The following is an 18,838-nucleotide window of genomic DNA, read 5'->3' on the forward strand; positions in this document are numbered from 1 at the left end:
TGAACTCTCCCCCTCGCATGTTAAACTTGGTGTGCAAAATGATCGTGCACAGGAACGGATATAAAGGGGCGACGATCTGGTGCTCGAGTCCTACACGATTCGCGACATCCGCCAGCTCAAGGCGCTCAGCCACACGGTGCGCGTGCGCATCCTCGCCGCGCTGGCCGAAAAACCGATGACGGCCAAGCAGCTGGCCGACCTGTTCGGCGAGGAGCCGGCCAAGACCAGCTACCACGTGAAGCAACTGCTGAAGGTCGGCCTGGTGGAACTGAAGTTCACCCGGGAGACCCAGAACGGCATCGTGGAGAAGTACTACCAGGCCATCGCCCGGGAGTTTCAGACGGACCCGCTCCTCACCACCCAACCCGGCGGCCGCAGCCGGCTGGAGCCGGCGCTGGTGCGGGAGCTGAACCAAGTCCAGTCGGACTTCCTGCGCGCCTACCGGGCCGACCGTGAGCAGGTCGGCGCCGACGGCCAGGCCGGCGGTCCGCAGGATCCGGCGGACGGCAGTGCCGTGCATCACGGGCTGCACCGGCTGCGACTGAACGCCGGCCAGCGGGAGGCGTTCCTCCGGGAGCTGCGCGACCTGATCGCCCGGTACGAAGACGCTGAGGGCGACTACGCCTTCCACTTCCTGGCTTATCCGCATCCGCACCAGGCCGGGGCCCCGGGCCCTGTCACCTCGGCCCGCGGCCATACATAATGTGGAAGCAAGGCTCCCTCTCCAGGAGGACCTTCCGAGGTCACGAGTCGAAAGGAGCGCAAGCGGATGAACTTTGGTGGATTCGGCACCGACATCGCCACCTTCTCCCCGTTCATCGGCGCCCAGGCCGGCGCGAACGACCTGGCGATCTGGCCGGGGGCGGCCATATACCCCTCCGCCAACGCGACGATCTACCGCGTCTACGAGTACGCCGTCCCGGTGACCACCGTGGCGACGGTACCGTCCGCGTACCCCACCACGGCAGGGATCCCGGGCATCGCCGGGTATCCGGGCTGGTACGGCATCTGATCCTAACCCTACATTCGGAGACCGGAGGGGGCGGGCCGGCCCCCTCCGGCTGCGCCGACATGCGCAAGGGCCGTGGGACACCCCACGGCCCGTTCGTTTTGCTGCTTCACCTTCTCATTTCTGACACGGCGCGTCGGCCGCGGATCTCCACGGCGTGGCCGACGATGAGCGCCACGCCGGCGGCGAGAAACCAGAGGATGGCCGGCACGTTCCGCACCGCCGCGACCAGGCCGCCGGCGTAGAGCAAGGATGACGCCAGCACCGGCAGGCCGGCCGCCCCGAACCGGCGGGCCGCCGCCCCGCGCACCGCGCGCGCGTACAGCGGCCAGCCGCCCAACAGCTGAACCAGCGTCGCGTACACGGCCTGGAGCTTGGGATCGGCCAGGTAGAACACGTCGTAGCCCAGGGCCTGTGCCACCGGGTCCGCCCACAGCGGAAGCGAGAAGAGGACGGTGATCACCAGGGGACCCAGCCGTTCGGCCCGTCCCCGCCCCTGCGGCTCCATCCCGCTCATCGGACAAACCGCCTCAGCACATCCATCAGTTCGGCCACCGCCTCATCCCCCTCGCCGCGCCGCACCGCCGCCGCCACGCAGCCCTTCACGTGCCCTTCCAGCAGCATCAGGCCCACGCGGTTCAGGGCCGCCTCCACAGCGGCGACCTGGTTGAGGATGTCGACGCAATACCGGTCCTCCTCCACCATGCGCTGCAGGCCCCGCACCTGGCCCTCGATCTTCCTCAGCCTGGCGAGGATCCCTTCCTTGTCCCGCACCAGCGGCACGCGCACGCCGGGCCCCTTCTCCGCCATGGGGATGACCTCCTCCTTCCTCACCCGTGGACGTGCCGCCTGGAAGACAGGGACTGCCCCAACAGGAACAGCCCCCAGATGAGCGACAGGGCGACCGCCGCCCCCCGTGCGAAGGCGAACTCCGCCTGGTAGGGCAGCGTCGGGTGCGTCATCCACAGGCGATAGTCCACCGTGTCCTGTACCACCATCCAGGCCAGGGCAACGGCCGCCGCGGCGGGTCCCGGCCGGTAGTGGCGCGCGAAGAGAAAGCCCTGTACCCACATGCCCAGGTGGGACAGGCTCAGGTGGACGAAGTCGAACTCCCAGCCGTATTTCATGCCGGCCTGGGGCAACACCGTCGCGGTCCACAGGCCGTATTTCATGTTCGACACGAAGGCCACCGCTCCGAGCAGCTGCATGCCGGGGCTGCGCCAGTCCACCCCGGCGAGCAGGAGCCCCAGCCAGATGGCAAACAGGAAGGTCGCGCCCGGGCTGTCGGGCACGATGAACCACCGGGCCGGCGGCGTCTGCGAAAGCTGCGGCCAGTACCAGTAGAAGCCGTAGAGAGACCCCAGGAAGTTGATGACGAGCAACGCCCACCACCAGCGGCGGTCGTGGGCGACGCTCCGGAGAAACCCCTGCAGCCAGGTCATGCCCTGCTACGATCCTCTCCCGTTGGGATTACGGATGTTCCGGATCCTCTGCTGTGTTCGAGGCCAGTTCGGCATACTCCTTCATCTGCTCCAGGGTGAGCGGACCGGTGTAGCGCACCTGGATCACACCCTCCCCGTCGATGAAGAAGGAGGTCGGGATCGCCCCCACCCGGTAGGCCCGGGCAGCGCTGCCCCCGTCGTGGACGACGGAGAAGGTCAGGCCCAGCGCCTCGGCGAAGGCGGCCATCTTCTCCGGCGAGTCCCCGGAGTCGGCGCTCACCGCCACCACGCGGACCGCATCGCCCATCTCCTGGTGGAACTCCTCCATCTCCGGCATCTCTTCCCTGCAGGGGCCGCACCAGGTCGCCCAGAAGTTGAGCAGCACCGGCGTGCCCTTCAGGTCCGAGAGCGTCAGAACCTCACCGGTGAAGACGTCCTTGGCCCGGATGTCCGCGGCGAGGTAGCCCGGAACCGGCTTCACCTCCAGGACCGTACCCTGATCCGCGGCGCTCCCCCCCGCCTGTGCGCCGGACCGGGACCCGGCGCCGGCCGCGCCCGCATCCCGCTGCAGCCCGCCGCAGCCGGCGAGCAACAAGGCGAGCACGAGCAGGACCACGGCCTGTGCGGGGCGCCGCGCCGCTCCCGGCTTCGCCGAGACGCTCATCCCGCATCCCCCACTCCCCGGTTCTGACGACGTGGATTTGGGACCAGTATACCACAGCCGCCAGGCCCGGACCTCCTCTTAGGATTCTTAATTGTTCGCCCCGAACCATGTTTCCGTTGATTGCGTCTTTACAATACGAACATCTTGCGCGGCGCGCGGTCCCGTCGCGATCGGCCGTCCGGCGCCGGATCCACCGAAGGAGAGGTTGCCCTTGAACGCCAAGGAAGCCGTGTCCCGAGTCATCGGAAACATCGAGCTGGTGGTCGTCGGCAAGCGGCGCGAGATCCAGTACGTGCTCGTCGCCCTGCTCTGCCAGGGGCACGTGCTCATCGAGGACGTGCCCGGCGTCGGCAAGACCACACTGGTCCGAAGCCTGGCCCGGTCGCTGGGCTGCGAGTTCCGGCGCATCCAGTTCACCCCCGACCTGCTCCCTTCCGACGTCACGGGGGTGTCGATATACAACCAGAAAACCGGGGAGTTCGAGTTCCGCCCCGGCCCCATCATGGCTCAGATCATCCTGGCCGACGAGATCAACCGCACCTCGCCCAAGACCCAGTCCGCGCTGCTGGAATGCATGGAGGAGGGGCAGCTGACCGTCGACGGCGTCACGCGCCGCCTGCCCCGGCCGTTCCTGGTGCTGGCGACGCAGAACCCCATCGAGTACGAGGGTACCTTCCCGCTGCCGGAGGCGCAGCTCGACCGGTTCCTGCTGAAGCTGCGGCTCGGCTACCCCTCCCTCCGGGATGAGATGACGGTCGTCGAGCGCTCGCGGCGGCCGCCGCTGGAGGAGCTGCAGCAGGTGCTCACGGCCGACGAGGTGCTGCGGCTGCAGCAGGCCGTCAAGGACGTACACGTGGACGAATCCGTCCTGGAGTATATCGTGCGGCTCGTACAGGCGACCCGGGAGCATCCGGACGTCTACCTGGGCGCCTCGCCCCGGGGCTCCATCGCCCTGTACCGCACCAGCCAGGCCCTCGCCCTGATGCGGGGCCGCAGCTACGTCACGCCGGACGACGTGAAGGAGATGGCGCCGCTGGTGCTCTCCCACCGGATCATCCTGCGGCCCGAGGCGCAGCTCCGGAGCGGCGGTGCGGAGGCGCTGGTGAGCGCGCTCCTGCACCAGGTCCCGGTTCCCGCCGGGGTGAGCGGCCATGCAGCCCGGCGGGCATGAGGGGGGCGCGCGGCCCCTGCGCCGAGCGCGGGAGTGGCGGTTGCCGGCCATGGTCCTGGTCGCTTTCATCGTGGCCCGGCTCGGCGGCGGCCGCCTCCCCTACTTCGTCTTCTACCTCTCGCTCCTGCTCTGGGCGGGGGCGTGGCTTTACGTCCGGCGCGTGGCCGGGCGCGTCACGGGCTCCGTCACCGTCGACCGACGGAGCCTGGAGGTGGGCGACGAGATCCCCGTGAAGCTGCGCCTGGAGAACGAGAGCCTCCTTCCCGTCTCCTGGGTCGAGGTGGAGGACGACACGCCGGCGCACCTGCTGGCCAGCGACCGGCCGCGCCTGGGCACGACCCTGCCCTGGGTGGGCACCTGCATTGTCCACCTCACCCTGACCGCCCGGCGCAGGGGGAAGTGCCGGGTGGGCCCGTTCCGCGTCCGCATCCGGGACTGGCTGGGGCTCTTCGTGCGGGAGGTCGTGGTGGCGTCCAAGGCGCCCGTGACCATCTACCCCCGGGTCCACCCCATCGACGAGCTGCCCGTGCCGCTGGCCCAGCCCTTCGGCCCGGTGCGGACCCAGGAGCGGGCGTTCGAGGACCCGTCCAACCCCGCCGACATCCGGCGCTACGTGCCCGGCGACAACCCCCGCCACATCCACTGGCGCACCTCGGCCCGGATGGGGACGCTCATGGTCCGGCAGCACGAGCTGAACGCCACGACGCAGCTCATCCTGTTCCCGGACTTCAACCGGGAGGCCAACGTCGATGCCTGCGAAGCCGGCGGCGGCTCCACCGCGGACACGGCCGCGGAGATCGCCGCCTCGCTGGCCGCGCTGGGGGTCAGGCGCAGGATGGAGACCGGCCTCTTCTGCGTGGGCCAGACCCGCTTCGCCGTCAGCCCCGGCAAGGGCGAGCGGGTGTTCCTGGAGATCATGGAGGCCCTGGCGCAGGTGGACGCGGCCGGCGACGTCCTGCTGGAGCAGGTGCTGCAGGCGGAGGCCGGGCACCTGGGCGAACGGGCCACGCTGGTGGCCATCACCCCGCGCCTCACGCCGGGGCTGGCCGACCGGCTCGTGGCGCTGCGCGCCCGCCACCGGGTCACGCTGATCCTGCTGGACGCCACGACCTTCGCCCCGCCGGGCTTGGCGCGGAGGCAGATCCGGCGGTCAGATCCGGCGCTGGTCGACCTCCTGGCCCGACGGGGCGTGTGGGTGTACGTGGTGCCGGCGGGCGCCGATCTGCGGCGGCTCGATGCCCTGCGCGTGCGTGTGGGAGAGGGGGTGGGTCCGTGGCAACCGCTCGCCCGTCCGCAGGCTACCAGCTAGCGCTGCTCACGTTCTCGGCGGGGCTGGTGGCCCTGAGCCTGCACTCGCTCAACCAGTTCTGGCGCATGGAGATGCCCGCGGAGCAGATCCTGTTGGTGACGCTGGCCAGCGTGCTCTGGGGCTGGCTCTGGTGGCGGAGCCGCCCGGCGGGGCTCCTCAGCGCCGCCGGACTGGCGCTCGGCGCGCTCATCGCCGCCCGGAAGATGCCGGCGGTGGGCCGCTGGGCGATCCGGGCCGCCCAGGAGGGAATCTTCCTGGTCCGGGAACTGGCCGAGGGCAACCTGGGCGCCAGCTTCGGGCCCGCCGTGGGCGTCGTGCTGATGGTCCTCGCCGGAGTCGGCGCCGGCCTGGTGGTGACCGGTGAGGCGCTGCAGCGCGGCCGTGCCTTCTGGGCCATTGCACTGGGCTTTCTGCTCTTCGGCACCCAGTGGGCTTGGTACTTCGATCCAGCCCTGAACTACTTCCACGCCTACGTCGTGCTCGCGCTCCTGCTCTGGGTCCTGGCCCAGGCCGCCCTGCGAGACGCCCGCTGGCGGGCGGAGGCCCGCCACCTGGTGCGGCGTTCCTCGCTGGCCGCGCCGATGGCGGGGGTGCTGAGCGTCGCAATGCTCGCGGCGGTGCTTCCCGGCGACTTCAAACCGCTGAGCCTGGGGACGCTGGGGCAGCAGCTGCAGAGCGCCATCCCGTCCCTGGAGCAGTTCCGGGGCGGGGGAGTCGCGTCCGGAGGCGACTTCACGCTGGCCGTCACCGGCTTCTCGCCGGAGATCGGCCGTCTCGGCGGCGCGGTGACCCTGGACGACCGGGTGGCCCTGCGCATCGCCGTGAGCGGGCCCCTGAGCCAGGCACTGTACGTGCGGGGCGCGGTCTTCCTCACGTACACCGGCGCCACCTGGGAGCCGGGGGACTCGCCGGCCGTGGCACCCCAGGACGGGCTGCTGCCCTCGCAGATGGGCGAGGAGACCCTGCGGCGCGCTTTCGTCGCGGAGATCACCCCCGTGTTCGGGTTCGGTCGGACGATCTTCCACGTGCTGGAGCCCGCCCGGGTCGACGGGCTCGCGCGGTACACCGCCGACGCGGAGGGCAACCTGCGCTCGGCCGCGCCCATCCTGCCCGGCGTGACGTACGCCGTGACCGCCCGGCTCCCGCTCTACAGCGCCGCGCAGATCCGCGAGACCCCCCGCTTCGACCCCCGAGGCCCGGACACCCCCGAAATGGCCCGCTACCTGCAGCTGCCCGAGTTGCCGGAGCGGGTGCACCGGCTGGCCCGGGAGATCGCGGCCGGCCAGGAGCACGCCTACGACCAGGCGGTGGCGATCGAGTCCTACCTGCGCCGGATGCGCTACACGCTCACGCCTCCCGCCACGCCGCAGGGGCGCGACTTCGTGGACTACTTCCTTTTCGACCTGCAGGAGGGCTACTGCACCTACTACGCCTCGGCCATGGTGGTGATGCTGCGCTCCCTGGGCATCCCCGCCCGGTTCGTGGAGGGCTACGCCATCCCCGCCTCCGCGCCGTTCACCGTCGACGACCGGGGCTGGCGCACGTACGAGGCCCGCAACTCCCAGGCCCACGCCTGGGTGGAGGCCTACTTCCCCGGTTACGGGTGGGTCACGTTCGACCCGACGCCCCGGGCGGACCTGCCCGTAATCTCCCGGAATGCCTCCCTCGGATCGCCGGGGCTTGACGATCCCGGCCTCACCGACGAGTTCGAACCCGGCAACGACACGCTGCCCCAGGCGCCGCGGGCCGAGCAGGAGGTGCCCGAGGCCCCCGACTTCAGCGGGATGACCCCGGGCGACGCCCGGCGGCCCCGGACCTGGTGGGCCCTCGCGGCCATCGCCGCAGCCGGCCTCGCCCTGCTGGCCGCCCGCGTCCTGGGTCTCCAGGAGCGCTTCCGCTACGCCGACGCCCGGTCGGTGGTGCAGGAAGCGTGGGAGAAGACCGCCTGGCTCCTGGGCCGGTTCGGACTCGGACGACAGCCGTACCAGACGCCCCTGGAGTACGCGGAGCAGGTGGCGGCTGCCTTGCCATCGCTGGGGCAGGAGGCCCGGCAGGCGGCCGCGGACTACACCGCCGCCCGCTACGGTCCGCCCGACGACCCGGTGCCCGCGGAGCACGCACAGCGGGCCCGCGCCTTCTGGCAGCGGGCCAAGGAGGCGCTGGCCGAGGAGTACGGCTGGCGGGTCTACCTCCGGCGGCGGCTGGTGGGGCGACGCGGAGGCCGGCCCTGAGCTGCCCCGGGAGGCGCGCGGGCACGTTGCGGGCGAAATGTGCGCCCCCCGCCTCGGCCCCCACGCACATTTCGCCTCGAACGAGGGTGTGCCCGCCAGCAAACCTACCCCCCAGGGGTATTACTGAGAGCCCGGGAGGACCGCAAATCCGGGTTCCGCTCGCCTTATCCTGCCCCCGTCTTCACGAAAGGGGCTCATCACGCGCGAAATGTGCAGTCGTCGGGTCAGTTCCGGTGCACAATGTGCTTCGAACGGCCGCGTGCAGTCGCCATGGGAACCTCTGGATTGAGCCCGAGTTACCCCTAGGGGTATATTCGCGGCGCACAGCCCCTCCTGGACCCGCCCCAGAAGGGGAAGGCGCTGCCCAGATGACGGCCCGGCACGCAAGGGAGCGGCGCACGTGTGCCCCGGGCAGTCCCCGCCATCATGCGACGAGTCCAGGGTGCCCACGCACCCTGGACTCGTCGCATCCGTTCGTCCCGTCTCCTCAACCCCAGTGCGGCGGCCGGTCCAGCATGTCCTGCTCACGGCCCGGCCCGGACAGCACCCGGGCCCCTTCCCGGGCCAGGTCCATCGTCAGCGACCGGGCGTTGCTGCCCGCCCACTGGAAGGCGGCCTCCATCGCCAGCGCCACCGGCTCGGCGGACTCGGCGACGAGGGCGATGACGCTGGGCCCGGCGCCCGAGAGCGCTACGCCCAGCGCCCCGGCGCTGAGCGCGGCCTCGAAGACCGACCGCATGCCGGGGACCAGCGCGGCCCGGTAGGGCTGGTGCAGCCGGTCCTGCATCGCCACCCGGAGCAGGTCCGTGCGCCCCTGGGCCACCGCCGCCACCAAGAGGGCGGTGCGGTTCAGGTTGTAGACGGCGTCCCGGAGGCTCACCTGCGCGGGCAGGACGCCCCGGGACTGCTCGGTCTTCCGGCCCTTGATCTGCACCTCGGGCATGACGACCACGGCCCGCAGCCCCCGGGGCGGCGGAAAGCACAGGTACAGCGGCCCCCGGTCCGGGTCCATGCACGACACGGTGAAGCCGCCCAGCAGCGCTGGCGTTACGTTGTCCGGGTGGCCCTCGATGGCCACCGCCATGCGCAACAGCTCCTCCCGGTCGAGCCCGGGACCGCCGGTCCGCTTCTGCACCAGGGCGTTGGCGGCCACCAGCCCGCCGACGATCGCGGCGGCGGAGGAGCCCATGCCCCGCGCCACCGGGATGGCCACCTTCTCCCGGATGAGCAGCCCGTTGGGCTCGTAGCCCAGCCGCTGAAAGACCAGGCGGGCGGCCTGGTAGACCATGTTGCGCCCCGGGTCCTCCAGGGCGCCCGCCCCGGCCCCCTCCACCTCGATGACCACGTCGTCGATGCCCGTCTCGTCCATCTCGATCACGTTGCGAAGCTCCAGCGCCACGCCCAGGGTGTCGAACCCCGGCCCCAGGTTGGCGCTGGTCGCCGGCACGCTGACCCTGACCATGGCGGGCTCAGCTCCCGGAGAGGATCAGCCGCTCCAGCCGGCCGTAGTCGGCGGGCAGCTTCTCAGGCAGCGGCGAAACCCGGATGGCCGTGTCGGGGTCCTTGAGCCCGTGTCCGGTCAGTACGGCGACGACCTTGGGCCGGCCGCCCCGGCCAGTGAAGGGCCGGTGGGTCGGCACCGGGGCGGGCACGCCGTCGATGAAACCGCCGACCCCGGACACATCGCCGGCACTGCCGGTGCGCCCCTCGAAGTACCCGAGCCGGCACAGCTTGATCAGCCCGGCCACGGAGGCGCAGGAGGCGGGCTCAGCGAAGATGCCCTCGGTCGCCGCCAGCCGGCGGTAGGCCGCCAGCATCTCCTCGTCCGTCACCGCCCAGAACGCCCCGCCCGACTCCCGGGCCGCGGCCAGCGCCCCGGCGCGGCTGGCTGGGCGGCCGATCCTGATGGCCGTGCCCACCGTCTGCGGGTCCTCCACCTCGCCGCCGTGCACCAGCGGCGCCGCCCCTGCCGCCTGGAAGCCCAGCATGCGGGGCAGGAGGGCCCCCGCAGGCGCCCCGCTGGAGCTACAGGACTCGACGGCGCCCACGCCGGCGGCGGCGTACTCCTGGAAGCCCATCCAGTAGGCGGTGATGTTGCCGGCGTTGCCCACCGGGATCGCCAGGAAATCGGGGTAGCCCCCCAGGGCGTCCACCACCTCGAAGGCGGCGGTCTTCTGCCCCTGGAGCCGGTACGGGTTGACCGAGTTGACCAGCGCGATCTCCGGGTGCTCCTGGGTCAGGCGGCGCACCAGCCGGAGCCCGTCGTCGAAGTTGCCCTCGATCTGAATCGTGCGGGCGCCGTACATCAGCGCCTGGGCGAGCTTGCCCATGGCGACCGCGCCGTCGGGGATGACGACGTAGCAGGGCAGCCCCGCCCGGGCGGCGTAGGCCGCCGCGGAGGCGCTGGTGTTGCCGGTGGAGGCGCAGATCACCGCCTTCGCCCCCGCCTCGACCGCCTTGGACATGGCGAGGGTCATCCCCCGGTCCTTGAAGGAGCCGGTGGGGTTCAGCCCCTCGAACTTCAGGTAGAGATCGAGCCCCAGCTCCGCCCCCAGCCGGGGCGCCGGCACCAGCGGGGTGTTGCCCTCCAGCAGCGTCACCACCGGGGTCCTCTCGCTCACGGGCAGAAAACGTTGGTACTGCCGGATGACACCGTGCCAGCGGGCCATGCGCACACCTCCGTCCAGAACGATCCCATCCCCACAGACTGCGCCCGAATCCGCTTCAGGCCTGCGCCCATTCCCGCCGCAGGACGGCGTACATGGTGTGGTCCGTCAGAAACCTCCGCCCAACCGCCGCAGGACGGACGGGATGGCTGGGCCCGGACCCGTGTGACCCGGCCCGGGCCCCATCTGACAAGCCGCCCCGGTCCTAGTCCCTCGTCCCGGAGGCCGCCTTGCGGCAGGCCTCATCCATGGCCTTGGAGGCGATCTCCGACTGCGCCAGTGCCAGGAAGTCGGCCAGCGGCATGGGACCCAGGTCCTTCATGCCCCGGCGGCGCACCGCCACGGCGCCCGCTTCGGCCTCCTTGTCGCCGACGACCAGGATGAAGGGGATCTTCAGCAGCTCCGCCTCGCGGATCTTGTAACCCACCTTCTCGTTGCGGTAGTCGCCCTCGACCCGCAACCCGGCCTCCTGCAGCTTCGCCACCACCTCGCCCGCGTACGCGTGGTGCCGGTCCGTGATGGGCAGCACCCGGGCCTGCACCGGGGCCATCCACAGCGGGAAGTTGCCGGCGTAGTGCTCGGTGAGGATACCGATGAACCGCTCCAGCGTGCCCATGATCGCCCGGTGGATCATCACCGGCCGGTGCTCCTTGCCGTCCTCGCCGATATAGGTAAGGTCGAACTTGATGGGAAGCTGGAAGTCCAGCTGCACCGTGGCGCACTGCCACTTGCGGCCCAGGGCGTCGGTGACGTCGAAGTCCAGCTTCGGCCCGTAGAACGCGCCGTCGCCGGGGTTCAGCTTGTAGCTGCGGCCCATGCCGTCCAGCGCCCGGGCGAGGGCGGCCTCGGCCTCGTTCCACAGCTCGATGTCGCCCATGAAGTCCTCCGGCCGGGTGGAGAGCTTGATCTCGTACTCCAGCCCCAGAGTGCCGTAGATGGTGTCCACCAGGCCGATGACCTCCCGGATCTGCTCCTCGATCTGATCCGGCCGCACGAAGAGGTGGGCGTCGTCCTGATGGAAGCCCCGCACCCGCAGCAGACCGTGGAGCGTGCCCGAGGCCTCGAAGCGGGAGAGCGGACCGTACTCGGCGATCTTCAGCGGCAGGTCCCGGTAGGACCGGATCTGGCTCTTGTACAGCACGCAGTGGCACGGGCAGTTCATCGGCTTGGTGGCGAAGTCCTGGTCCTCCGCCCGGATCTCGAACATGTTCTGCCGGTAATGCTGCCAGTGGCCCGACGTCTCATACAGCTTGGACGAGACGATCCACGGCGTGCTGACCTCCTCGTACCCCCGGGCCTCCTGCAGCTTCCGGCTCCAGTTCTCCAGCTCCCGGTAGAGCCGGTAGCCCTTGTCGAGCCAGAAGGCGAAGCCGGGAGCCACCTCCTCGAACCGGTACAGCCCCAGCTCCGGGCCCAGTCTGCGGTGGTCGCGCCGCCTGGCCTCCTCCAGCCGGAACAGGTAATCCTCCAGGTCTTTCTTCGACTCGAAGGAGGTACCGTAGACCCGCTGGAGCTGCTTGTTGGCCTGGTTCCCCTCCCAGTAGGCGCCGGCGACGCTCAGCAGCTTAAACGCCTTCACCCGGCCGGTGGAGGGCAGGTGCGGGCCCACGCACAGGTCGGTGAACTCGCCCTGGGTGTAGATCGACACCACCTCGTCCTCGGGGATCTTGTCGACCAGGAGCACCTTGTAGTCCTCGCCGCGCTCGGCGAAGAACCGCTTGGCTTCCTCCCGGTCCACCTCCTGGCGGACGATGGGGTAGTCGGCCTCGACGATCTTGGCCATCTCGGCCTCGATCTTCTCCAGGTCCTCCGGCGTCAGGGGCCGGGGCAGGTCGAAATCGTAGTAGAAGGAGTTTTCCAGGGGCGGGCCGACGGTCAGCTTGGCCTCCGGGAAGAGCCGCTTCACCGCCTGGGCCATGATGTGGGTGGAGGTGTGGCGGAAGACCTCGCGGCCCTCCTCATCCTTGAAGGTCAGGACCTGCAGGGTGCAGTCCTTCTCGAGTCGGGCGGACAGGTCGACGAGCCGGCCGTCCACCTTCGCGGCGAGCGCGGCCTTCGCCAGCCGCGGCCCGATCTGGGCCACCGCCTCGGCAATGGTGATTCCCTGCGGGTACTCCCGCACGCTGCCGTCCGGCAGGGTCACGTGCACGACGCTGGACATCGTGTCAAGCTCCTTTCGCAACAAGTGGTCAGAAAAATCGAGTAGGAGGGGGCGGCTAGCCCCCGTCCTCTCACACCACCGGACATGCGGGTCCGCATCCGGCGGTTCGCCAGGATTGACGAGTCGCTTCATAGCATTCGGTCAGGCTTATCAGCCCCTGGGCACGCCAGTAGGCGTCGCCCAGGGCGCTGTTTAGTGGGCCACCTGCCATCCGCCACGGGCCTTTGCGGCTGTTGGCGAGTTGGTGGACTACCCATTCGGGCAAACCGAGGGCGCGCAACTCCCGAAAGCGCGTGCGTACACGCTTCCACTGCTTCCATACGCATGCTCGCAGCCGACGCTTCAGCCATCCTTCGAGTCTTTCAAAGGCTGACCTGGCATCGGAGAGCGCATAGTACCCAACCCAGCCCCGCAAGTAAGCATTCAGGCGCCGGATTCGGTCCTCCATGCTCTGGCTGCGGTTGCGGTCCGTCAGCGTGCGGAGCTTGTCCTTCACGCGCTTCAGGCTCTTCGGGGCCAGCCGGATGCGCACTCCCCGGTGCTTGTAGAAACTAAACCCGAGGAACTGCCGCTTCCACGGCCGGTCCACTGCGCTCTTCTCCTCGTTGACCTTCAGCCGTAACCGCTCCTGCAGGAAGTGGCGCACGCTCCTGTAGACCCGTTCTCCCGCCCGCTTGCTGCGGACGTAGATGTTGCAGTCATCGGCGTACCGGACGAAGTGGTGCCCGCGGCGCTCCAGCTCCTTGTCGAGGTCATCCAGCAGGATGTTCGCCAGCAGCGGGCTCAGCGGACCGCCCTGCGGCGTCCCTTCCTCCGTCGCCACGACTACCCCGTTCAGCATGACCCCAGCCTGTAAGTACCGCCGGATCAGCCGCAGCACACGCTTATCCGTTACCCGCCGCGCCACGCGGGCCATCAGCACGTCGTGGTTGACCCGGTCGAAGAACTTCTCCAGGTCCATGTCCACGACCCAGTCGTACCCTTCCTCCACGTACTGACGTGCCTTCCTGACCGCATCATGACCCCGCCGCCCCGGCCGAAAGCCGTAGCTGGATTCGGAGAATGTCGGGTCAAAGATCGGCGTCAGTACTTGCAGGAGTGCCTGTTGGATCAGGCGGTCCATCACGGTGGGAATCCCCAGCATCCGCTTGCCGCCGCCCGGTTTCGGGATTTCGACCCGGCGGACTGGCTGCGGTCTGTAGGTCCCCTGGAGCAGTCCCTCACGGATGCGGCTCCACTCCACGCGAATCTGGTCCCGCAGCCGTTCGGTGGGGACACCGTCCACGCCGGGAGCGCCTCCGTTCCGCTCCACCCGTTTCAGGGCGGCCAGCATGTTCTCCCTGGCCACCACCTGCTCCATCAGGTTGCTGTGCTCCCCGCGGGGTAACGTTCCGTCTTGTGCCGGCTGCCCACTCCGCCCTCTCGCCGTCCCTTGCGGCTTCACCGCTACCTCCGGCGAGCAGGTCCCGTTCGGGGTCTTCTGCGTTTGTCGCGGGCTGCTCGAACGCAACGGGTTCACCCCTTTCCTGACGTTCGGCCCTTCCCGGTTGGGGCGTCCCCCTGCCGGTACTATGGCCTTTGCTGACTTCTGCCGGTTCAGCTGCGTCTCCCGACGCAGGTTACCAGCGTTGCTGGCGTTCCCGGCAGATCTCCCCGGGTAAGAACGCTGACCTTCACCCCGCACCCGCCCCATCTACCGCACCGCCCTTTGGCAGCTTCGGGTTTTGCTGTGTTCGGCCAGCTCACCCGAGCGGCACAGCCTCCTATGGGGTTCGTGTTCCTCGGGTCGTGGCTTTGCCTCGGGCTTCCTTCAGATTCCGCCTCACGACGGACACCCTTGCCTTTGGCTAACGGGCTGGTGCTGCCTCGCCCGTAGCGGACTTTCACCGCCAAGTCAGCGCCCATGCCGGGCACACGGAAAACCTCCCGTCCCGCAAGGGACGGGAGGCCATACTCCCGTGGTTCCACCCTCGTTCCCGGCCTGGGCCGGGCTCTCGTCGCGCGGTACAGGGCGCACCCTCCCGCCTTATCCGCACGGACGGCTTCGGCGGGCAGCTACGGGGTGGTTTCCCGCGCACAGAGCCCCGGGGCGCTTTCAGCCAGCGGCGCTCCCTCTCTGCAGGGGATGGGCGTGGTCTTGTCCCCGATCATCGCCGTTCAAACTTGTGTGCAAGGATAGCACGGCGCTCCCGGCGTGTCAAGCGCGTTGTGCAACTGTACGCCGAATTTCGCCGGGCGGACGATCGCGGTGTTCGTCCACGACCCTGCCGGAGGGGAACGGCCGTTGCCCGGACGGTACGACCGATGCAGACCGGAGGGGAACCGCGGCGGCACGCCGAATGGTACAGGGACCAACGCCAACCGCAGGGGGGAATCGGATGCCCCTGTCCGAGATCGACACCGAACGGCTCCTGCTCCGCCCCGTGGGGCCGGGCGACGCGCCGGACCTGCAGGCGCTGGCCGCCGCGGAGGCCGGAGAGCCGCCGGATCCCGCGGGCGCCCCGTTTCCGACCGCCGACGTCGAGCGCTGGATCGCGGAGCAGCAGGCCGGGTGGCAGGCAGGAACCCACTGCACCTTCGCCGCCCGCACCCGCGCTGGCGCCTTCGTCGGCGTCGTCCAGTTGCGGCGCAGCCCATCCGCTCCCAGGGCGGAACTCGGCTTCGCGACGGCGCCCGGTGCGCGCAGGCAGGGCTACGCCACCGAGGCCTGCCGGGCCGTCCTCCGGTTCGCCTTCGAACACCTCCGCCTGGCCCGGGTGTCCGCGCTGTGCCTGGAGACCAACCGGGCGTCCGTGAGGGTCCTGGAGAAGCTGGGCTTCCGGCTGGCTGCCCGGCTCGAGCCCGAAGGCGCACAGGGGGCCGGGGCGGCGCCCCTGCTGTTCTACGTGCGGACGTGCGACCCGTAGACGCGCGGCCACATCGGCACCGCCCGGGCTGTGGCCTCCCGCACGGCGGGCTCCTCACCCAAGACCGCAAGGAACCCCCCGTCCCGATCCGGGCGGGGGGTTCTGCGTATGTCCTCCGCTAATCCTTGTCCAGGAACTTGGCCACCCGCTCCTCGTCCATCGGGGCGAAGATGCCGCGGGCGCGGGCGACCTGGTTGCCCTCGGCGTCCCGGGCCTCGGCCTTGGCGGCGATGATGCGGGTGTTCTGCTTGACGATCCACGCGCTGAAGTAGTAGGTCTGCCCCACGCGGATCGGGCGGCGGTAGGTGATCTCGATCTTGCGGGTGACGGCGAGCTGCAGCTGCGCGTAGATCAGCTGGCTCATCACCTCGTCGAGCACCGTCGCGATGATCCCGCTGTGGGCGACCCCGGGCGGGCCCTGGAACTCCGGGATGGGCGTGAAGGTGCACTCGGTCCTGTCGCCGACCAGCCGTATGTTGAGCCGCAGTCCCAGCCGGTTCTCCTGACCGCAGCCGAAGCATTGCCAATGCAACCCCTGGAGGTGATCGCGCTCTGAGACAAACGGTTCGCTCATAAACTACCGGCCCCTTTCGGCAGGAGATCCTCGCCGACTATTCTACCACGGATCGGCATCCGGCGGCGATGCCAAGCCGGCACCCCGGCTCTGCCCGGGGGCATCCGGCGGGGATGCAGAGCCTGGTGCCCCGGCTCTGCCCGGGGGCATCCGGCGGCGATGCCAAGCCGGCACCCCGGCTCTGCCCGGGGGCATCCGGCGGCGATGCCAAGCCGGCACCCCGGCTCTGCCCGGGGGCATCCGGCGGCGATGCCAAGCCGGCACCCCGGCTCTGCCCGGCCGCAACCGCAGCGGGCGCAGCCCGGCCACCGGCCCCGTCCGCCCGACGCAGACGCTCCTCCCCGGACAGGAAGGTTTCGCCGCCCCGGGGCGCGATCCCTGTCGCCGACTCGGAAAAGCCCCGGAACGAGCAGGCCGCCCCGTCGCCGGGGCGGCCTCGGTGAACTCAGTGGCTCTAGAAGGGCAGGAGCCCGTTGCCGAAGGTGGCGGCGAAGACTAGCGAGACGATGGTCATCAGCTTGATCAGGATGTTCATCGACGGGCCGGAGGTGTCCTTGAAGGGGTCGCCGACCGTGTCGCCGACGACGGCCGCCTTGTGGGGCTCGGAACCCTTGCCGCCGTGGGCGCCGGCCTCGATGTACTTCTTCGCGTTATCCCACGCGCCGCCGGCGTTGGCCATCATGATGGCCATCATGACGCCGGTGACCAGGGCGCCCGCCAGCAGGCCCGCCAGGGCCGTGACGCCCAGCAGCCAGCCCGTGAGCAGCGGCGCCGCCACGGCCATCAGGCCGGGGACGATCATCTCCTTCAGGGCAGCGCCCGTGGAGATGTCCACGCAGCGGGCGTAGTCGGGCTTGGCCTTCTCCTCCATGATGCCCGGGATCTCCCGGAACTGCCGGCGGACCTCCTCCACCATCTGCATTGCGGCCCGGCCGACGGCGTTCATGGTCAGCGCGCCGAACAGGAAGGGCAGCATACCGCCGACGAAGAGGCCGACGATCAGCTTCGGATCGGTCATGGAGACGTTACCCAGGCCCGCGGCCGTGGCGAAGGCGCCGAAGAGCGACAGGGCGGTCAGCGCCGCCGAACCGATGGCGAAGCCCTTGCCGATGGCCGCGGTGGTGTTGCCCACCGAGTCCAGGGTGTCGGTGGTCTTGCGCACCTTCGGATCCAGGTGGCTCATCTCGGCGATGCCGCCGGCGTTGTCGGCGATGGGGCCGTAGGCGTCCACCGCGACGGTCATGCCCGTGGTGGAAAGCATGCCCACGGCCGCCAGGGCGATGGTGAAGAGCCCCTGGCCATGGGGCGCGCCCACCAGGTAGCCGACCAGCGTGGCGGCGCCGATGACCAGGATCGGCAGGGCGGTGGACATCATACCGACGCCCAGGCCGGAGATGATGTTGGTCGCCGGGCCGGTCCGGGAGGCGTCGGCGATGGACTTGACGGGGCCGTAGTCGCCAGAGGTGTAGTACTCGGTGAGCTGACCGATGGCGATGCCGGCGATGAGGCCCGCCACCACGGCCGTGAAGTAGATGTGAGTGCCGTAGCCCAGGAACGAGATGACGGCGGCGACGATAAGGGTGAGGATGCCCGCGGCGTAGGTGCCCGCGTTCAGGGCCTTGGCCGGGTTGCCGCCCTCCTTGCCGCGCACGAACTGGGTGCCGATGACCGATGCCACGATGCCGCCGGCGGCGATCAGCAGGGGCAGCGCGGCCAGATTCGGGTCGATGTCCTTGTCGACGACGGCGATGGCCATCGCGGCGATGACGGCGCCGACGTAGGACTCAAAGAGGTCGGCGCCCATGCCCGCGACGTCGCCCACGTTGTCACCGACATTGTCGGCGATGACGGCCGGATTGCGGGGGTCGTCCTCCGGAATGCCGGCCTCCACCTTGCCCACCAGGTCAGCGCCGACGTCTGCGGCCTTGGTGTAGATGCCGCCGCCGACGCGGGCGAACAGGGCGATGGAGGAGGCGCCGAGGGCGAAGCCGTTGACGATGTCCGGGTCACGGAAGATCAGGTAGACCACGCCGACGCCCAGCATGCCCAGGCCGACGACGGAGAGGCCCATCACGGCGCCGCCCGAGAAGGCGATGTCCAGGGCCCGGTTCAGGCCATGCTGCGCGGCGTTGGCCGTGCGGACGTTGGCCATGGTGGCCACCCGCATGCCGAAGTTGCCGGCGAGCACCGAGCAGAGCGCGCCGGCCACGAAGGCGATGGCGGTCTGCCACTGCATGGCATCGGTGGTGAAGCCCGCAATGAGGATGATGATAGCCAGGGCGAGCACGAAGACGACGAGGGTCCGGTACTCCCGGTTGAGGAAAGCCATGGCGCCGTCATGGATGGCGGCGGCAATCTCCTGCATACGCGGGGTTCCTGGATCCTGCCCCCGGATCTTGGCGGCGAGCAGCCCGGCCACGATGAGCGCGAGCACGCCGGCCGCCGGGGCAAGCCAGGCGAGACTTGCCATGTTCACTGGGATCCGATCTCCTTTCCAAAACACTAGCATAGACTGACCCAATGCTAGTTATCCAAGGGAGGGGATAATTCCTCCTAAGTCAAACGCGACTAACGGTGGAAAGCGATTGGGGAACGAATCCGCCCAAACGGACTGGTCTGAAAACAACAAGAGGAGGGTCGCAAACCCTCCCCAAGTGTCAGCCTGTCAGCCCGGGGGTGCGCCCATTGGGCCAGGGCAGGCCATC

Annotated in this window: 16 protein-coding genes; 6 read left to right on the top strand and 10 right to left on the bottom strand. The window is 69.9% G+C overall.

Annotated elements, in window-relative coordinates; translation table 11 throughout:
• The first annotated feature begins 79 nt into the window (after positions 1–79).
• Both STH_RS17470 and STH_RS12675 read left to right on the top strand, forming a co-directional pair.
• Entirely contained in the window at positions 80–703 is a 624-nt protein-coding gene (locus STH_RS17470) for an ArsR/SmtB family transcription factor (RefSeq protein ID WP_011196670.1), read from the top strand.
• A 66-nt stretch (positions 704–769) separates the two neighbouring features.
• Positions 770–1,012 carry a hypothetical protein gene (locus STH_RS12675; RefSeq protein ID WP_011196671.1) on the top strand — a complete coding sequence of 81 codons (243 nt, stop codon included), beginning with the start codon at positions 770–772 and terminating at the stop codon, positions 1,010–1,012.
• Between the two features lie 106 nt (positions 1,013–1,118).
• Here the strand turns inward: STH_RS12675 and STH_RS12680 are convergent, their stop codons facing one another.
• Genes STH_RS12680 through STH_RS12695 form a run of 4 tightly spaced genes read right to left on the bottom strand, consistent with a single transcriptional unit; the run spans position 1,119 to position 3,115 of the window.
• Positions 1,119–1,526, bottom strand: coding sequence for a hypothetical protein (locus tag STH_RS12680; RefSeq protein WP_011196672.1), 408 nt, complete (start codon positions 1,524–1,526; stop codon positions 1,119–1,121).
• Positions 1,523–1,843, bottom strand: a complete 321-nt coding sequence (locus STH_RS12685; protein ID WP_242654542.1) for a metal-sensitive transcriptional regulator — start codon at positions 1,841–1,843, stop codon at positions 1,523–1,525. Before STH_RS12685 ends, STH_RS12680 begins: the two co-directional genes overlap by 4 nt.
• A complete protein-coding gene (locus STH_RS12690) occupies positions 1,840–2,451 on the bottom strand; it encodes a DUF1405 domain-containing protein (protein ID WP_011196674.1) in 612 nt (203 codons plus the stop codon). Before STH_RS12690 ends, STH_RS12685 begins: the two co-directional genes overlap by 4 nt.
• A 28-nt stretch (positions 2,452–2,479) precedes the next feature.
• Entirely contained in the window at positions 2,480–3,115 is a 636-nt protein-coding gene (locus STH_RS12695) for a TlpA family protein disulfide reductase (protein ID WP_011196675.1), read from the bottom strand.
• Between the two features lie 211 nt (positions 3,116–3,326).
• On the opposite strand from STH_RS12695, the gene STH_RS12700 reads away from it, so the two are divergent.
• The 3 genes from STH_RS12700 to STH_RS12710 are packed head-to-tail and all read left to right on the top strand — an operon-like array spanning position 3,327 to position 7,826.
• Entirely contained in the window at positions 3,327–4,286 is a 960-nt protein-coding gene (locus STH_RS12700; protein WP_011196676.1) for an AAA family ATPase, read from the top strand.
• 49 nt (positions 4,287–4,335) lie between these two features.
• Entirely contained in the window at positions 4,336–5,595 is a 1,260-nt protein-coding gene (locus tag STH_RS12705; protein WP_011196677.1) for a DUF58 domain-containing protein, read from the top strand.
• A complete protein-coding gene (locus tag STH_RS12710; protein WP_043714094.1) occupies positions 5,559–7,826 on the top strand; it encodes a transglutaminase TgpA family protein in 2,268 nt (755 codons plus the stop codon). The genes STH_RS12705 and STH_RS12710 overlap by 37 nt, the downstream gene beginning before the upstream one ends.
• A gap of 487 nt (positions 7,827–8,313) precedes the next feature.
• Here the strand turns inward: STH_RS12710 and thrB are convergent, their stop codons facing one another.
• The 4 genes from thrB to ltrA all read right to left on the bottom strand — a co-directional run bounded on the left by thrB (position 8,314) and on the right by ltrA (position 14,013).
• Positions 8,314–9,288, bottom strand: coding sequence for a homoserine kinase (gene thrB, locus STH_RS12715; protein ID WP_011196679.1), 975 nt, complete (start codon positions 9,286–9,288; stop codon positions 8,314–8,316).
• Positions 9,289–9,295: 7 nt separating this feature from the next.
• On the bottom strand, positions 9,296–10,495 hold the full coding sequence (thrC, locus tag STH_RS12720) for a threonine synthase (RefSeq protein ID WP_011196680.1): 1,200 nt from the start codon (positions 10,493–10,495) through the stop codon (positions 9,296–9,298).
• Between the two features lie 202 nt (positions 10,496–10,697).
• Entirely contained in the window at positions 10,698–12,653 is a 1,956-nt protein-coding gene (thrS, locus tag STH_RS12725) for a threonine--tRNA ligase (RefSeq protein ID WP_011196681.1), read from the bottom strand.
• Positions 12,654–12,723: 70 nt separating this feature from the next.
• A complete protein-coding gene (gene ltrA / locus STH_RS12730; protein WP_011194155.1) occupies positions 12,724–14,013 on the bottom strand; it encodes a group II intron reverse transcriptase/maturase in 1,290 nt (429 codons plus the stop codon).
• A gap of 1,018 nt (positions 14,014–15,031) precedes the next feature.
• Between ltrA and STH_RS12735 the strand changes: the two genes are divergently transcribed.
• Positions 15,032–15,559: a GNAT family N-acetyltransferase gene (locus STH_RS12735; RefSeq protein ID WP_050742282.1), complete on the top strand. Its 528-nt coding sequence runs from the start codon at positions 15,032–15,034 to the stop codon at positions 15,557–15,559.
• A 118-nt stretch (positions 15,560–15,677) separates the two neighbouring features.
• Here STH_RS12735 and STH_RS12740 read toward each other — a convergent pair whose 3' ends face one another.
• Positions 15,678–16,133: a PaaI family thioesterase gene (locus STH_RS12740; RefSeq protein ID WP_011196683.1), complete on the bottom strand. Its 456-nt coding sequence runs from the start codon at positions 16,131–16,133 to the stop codon at positions 15,678–15,680.
• A 454-nt stretch (positions 16,134–16,587) separates the two neighbouring features.
• Entirely contained in the window at positions 16,588–18,603 is a 2,016-nt protein-coding gene (locus STH_RS12745) for a sodium-translocating pyrophosphatase (RefSeq protein WP_043715944.1), read from the bottom strand.
• Positions 18,604–18,838 lie beyond the last annotated feature (235 nt).

The organism is Symbiobacterium thermophilum IAM 14863 (assembly GCF_000009905.1).
Classification (GTDB): domain Bacteria; phylum Bacillota; class Sulfobacillia; order Symbiobacteriales; family Symbiobacteriaceae; genus Symbiobacterium; species Symbiobacterium thermophilum.

What these genes read in the sequence shown, in the direction of transcription:
- STH_RS12680 (WP_011196672.1), bottom strand. Translation starts at nt 1,526, where the DNA reads ATGAGCGGGATGGAGCCGCAGGGGCGGGGACGGGCCGAACGGCTGGGT.
- thrS (WP_011196681.1), bottom strand. Translation starts at nt 12,653, where the DNA reads ATGTCCAGCGTCGTGCACGTGACCCTGCCGGACGGCAGCGTGCGGGAG.
- STH_RS12695 (WP_011196675.1), bottom strand. Translation starts at nt 3,115, where the DNA reads ATGAGCGTCTCGGCGAAGCCGGGAGCGGCGCGGCGCCCCGCACAGGCC.
- thrB (WP_011196679.1), bottom strand. Translation starts at nt 9,288, where the DNA reads ATGGTCAGGGTCAGCGTGCCGGCGACCAGCGCCAACCTGGGGCCGGGG.
- STH_RS12705 (WP_011196677.1), top strand. Translation starts at nt 4,336, where the DNA reads ATGGTCCTGGTCGCTTTCATCGTGGCCCGGCTCGGCGGCGGCCGCCTC.
- STH_RS12690 (WP_011196674.1), bottom strand. Translation starts at nt 2,451, where the DNA reads ATGACCTGGCTGCAGGGGTTTCTCCGGAGCGTCGCCCACGACCGCCGC.
- STH_RS12745 (WP_043715944.1), bottom strand. Translation starts at nt 18,603, where the DNA reads ATGGCAAGTCTCGCCTGGCTTGCCCCGGCGGCCGGCGTGCTCGCGCTC.
- ltrA (WP_011194155.1), bottom strand. Translation starts at nt 14,013, where the DNA reads ATGGAGCAGGTGGTGGCCAGGGAGAACATGCTGGCCGCCCTGAAACGG.
- STH_RS12740 (WP_011196683.1), bottom strand. Translation starts at nt 16,133, where the DNA reads ATGAGCGAACCGTTTGTCTCAGAGCGCGATCACCTCCAGGGGTTGCAT.
- thrC (WP_011196680.1), bottom strand. Translation starts at nt 10,495, where the DNA reads ATGGCCCGCTGGCACGGTGTCATCCGGCAGTACCAACGTTTTCTGCCC.
- STH_RS12735 (WP_050742282.1), top strand. Translation starts at nt 15,032, where the DNA reads ATGCCCCTGTCCGAGATCGACACCGAACGGCTCCTGCTCCGCCCCGTG.
- STH_RS12675 (WP_011196671.1), top strand. Translation starts at nt 770, where the DNA reads ATGAACTTTGGTGGATTCGGCACCGACATCGCCACCTTCTCCCCGTTC.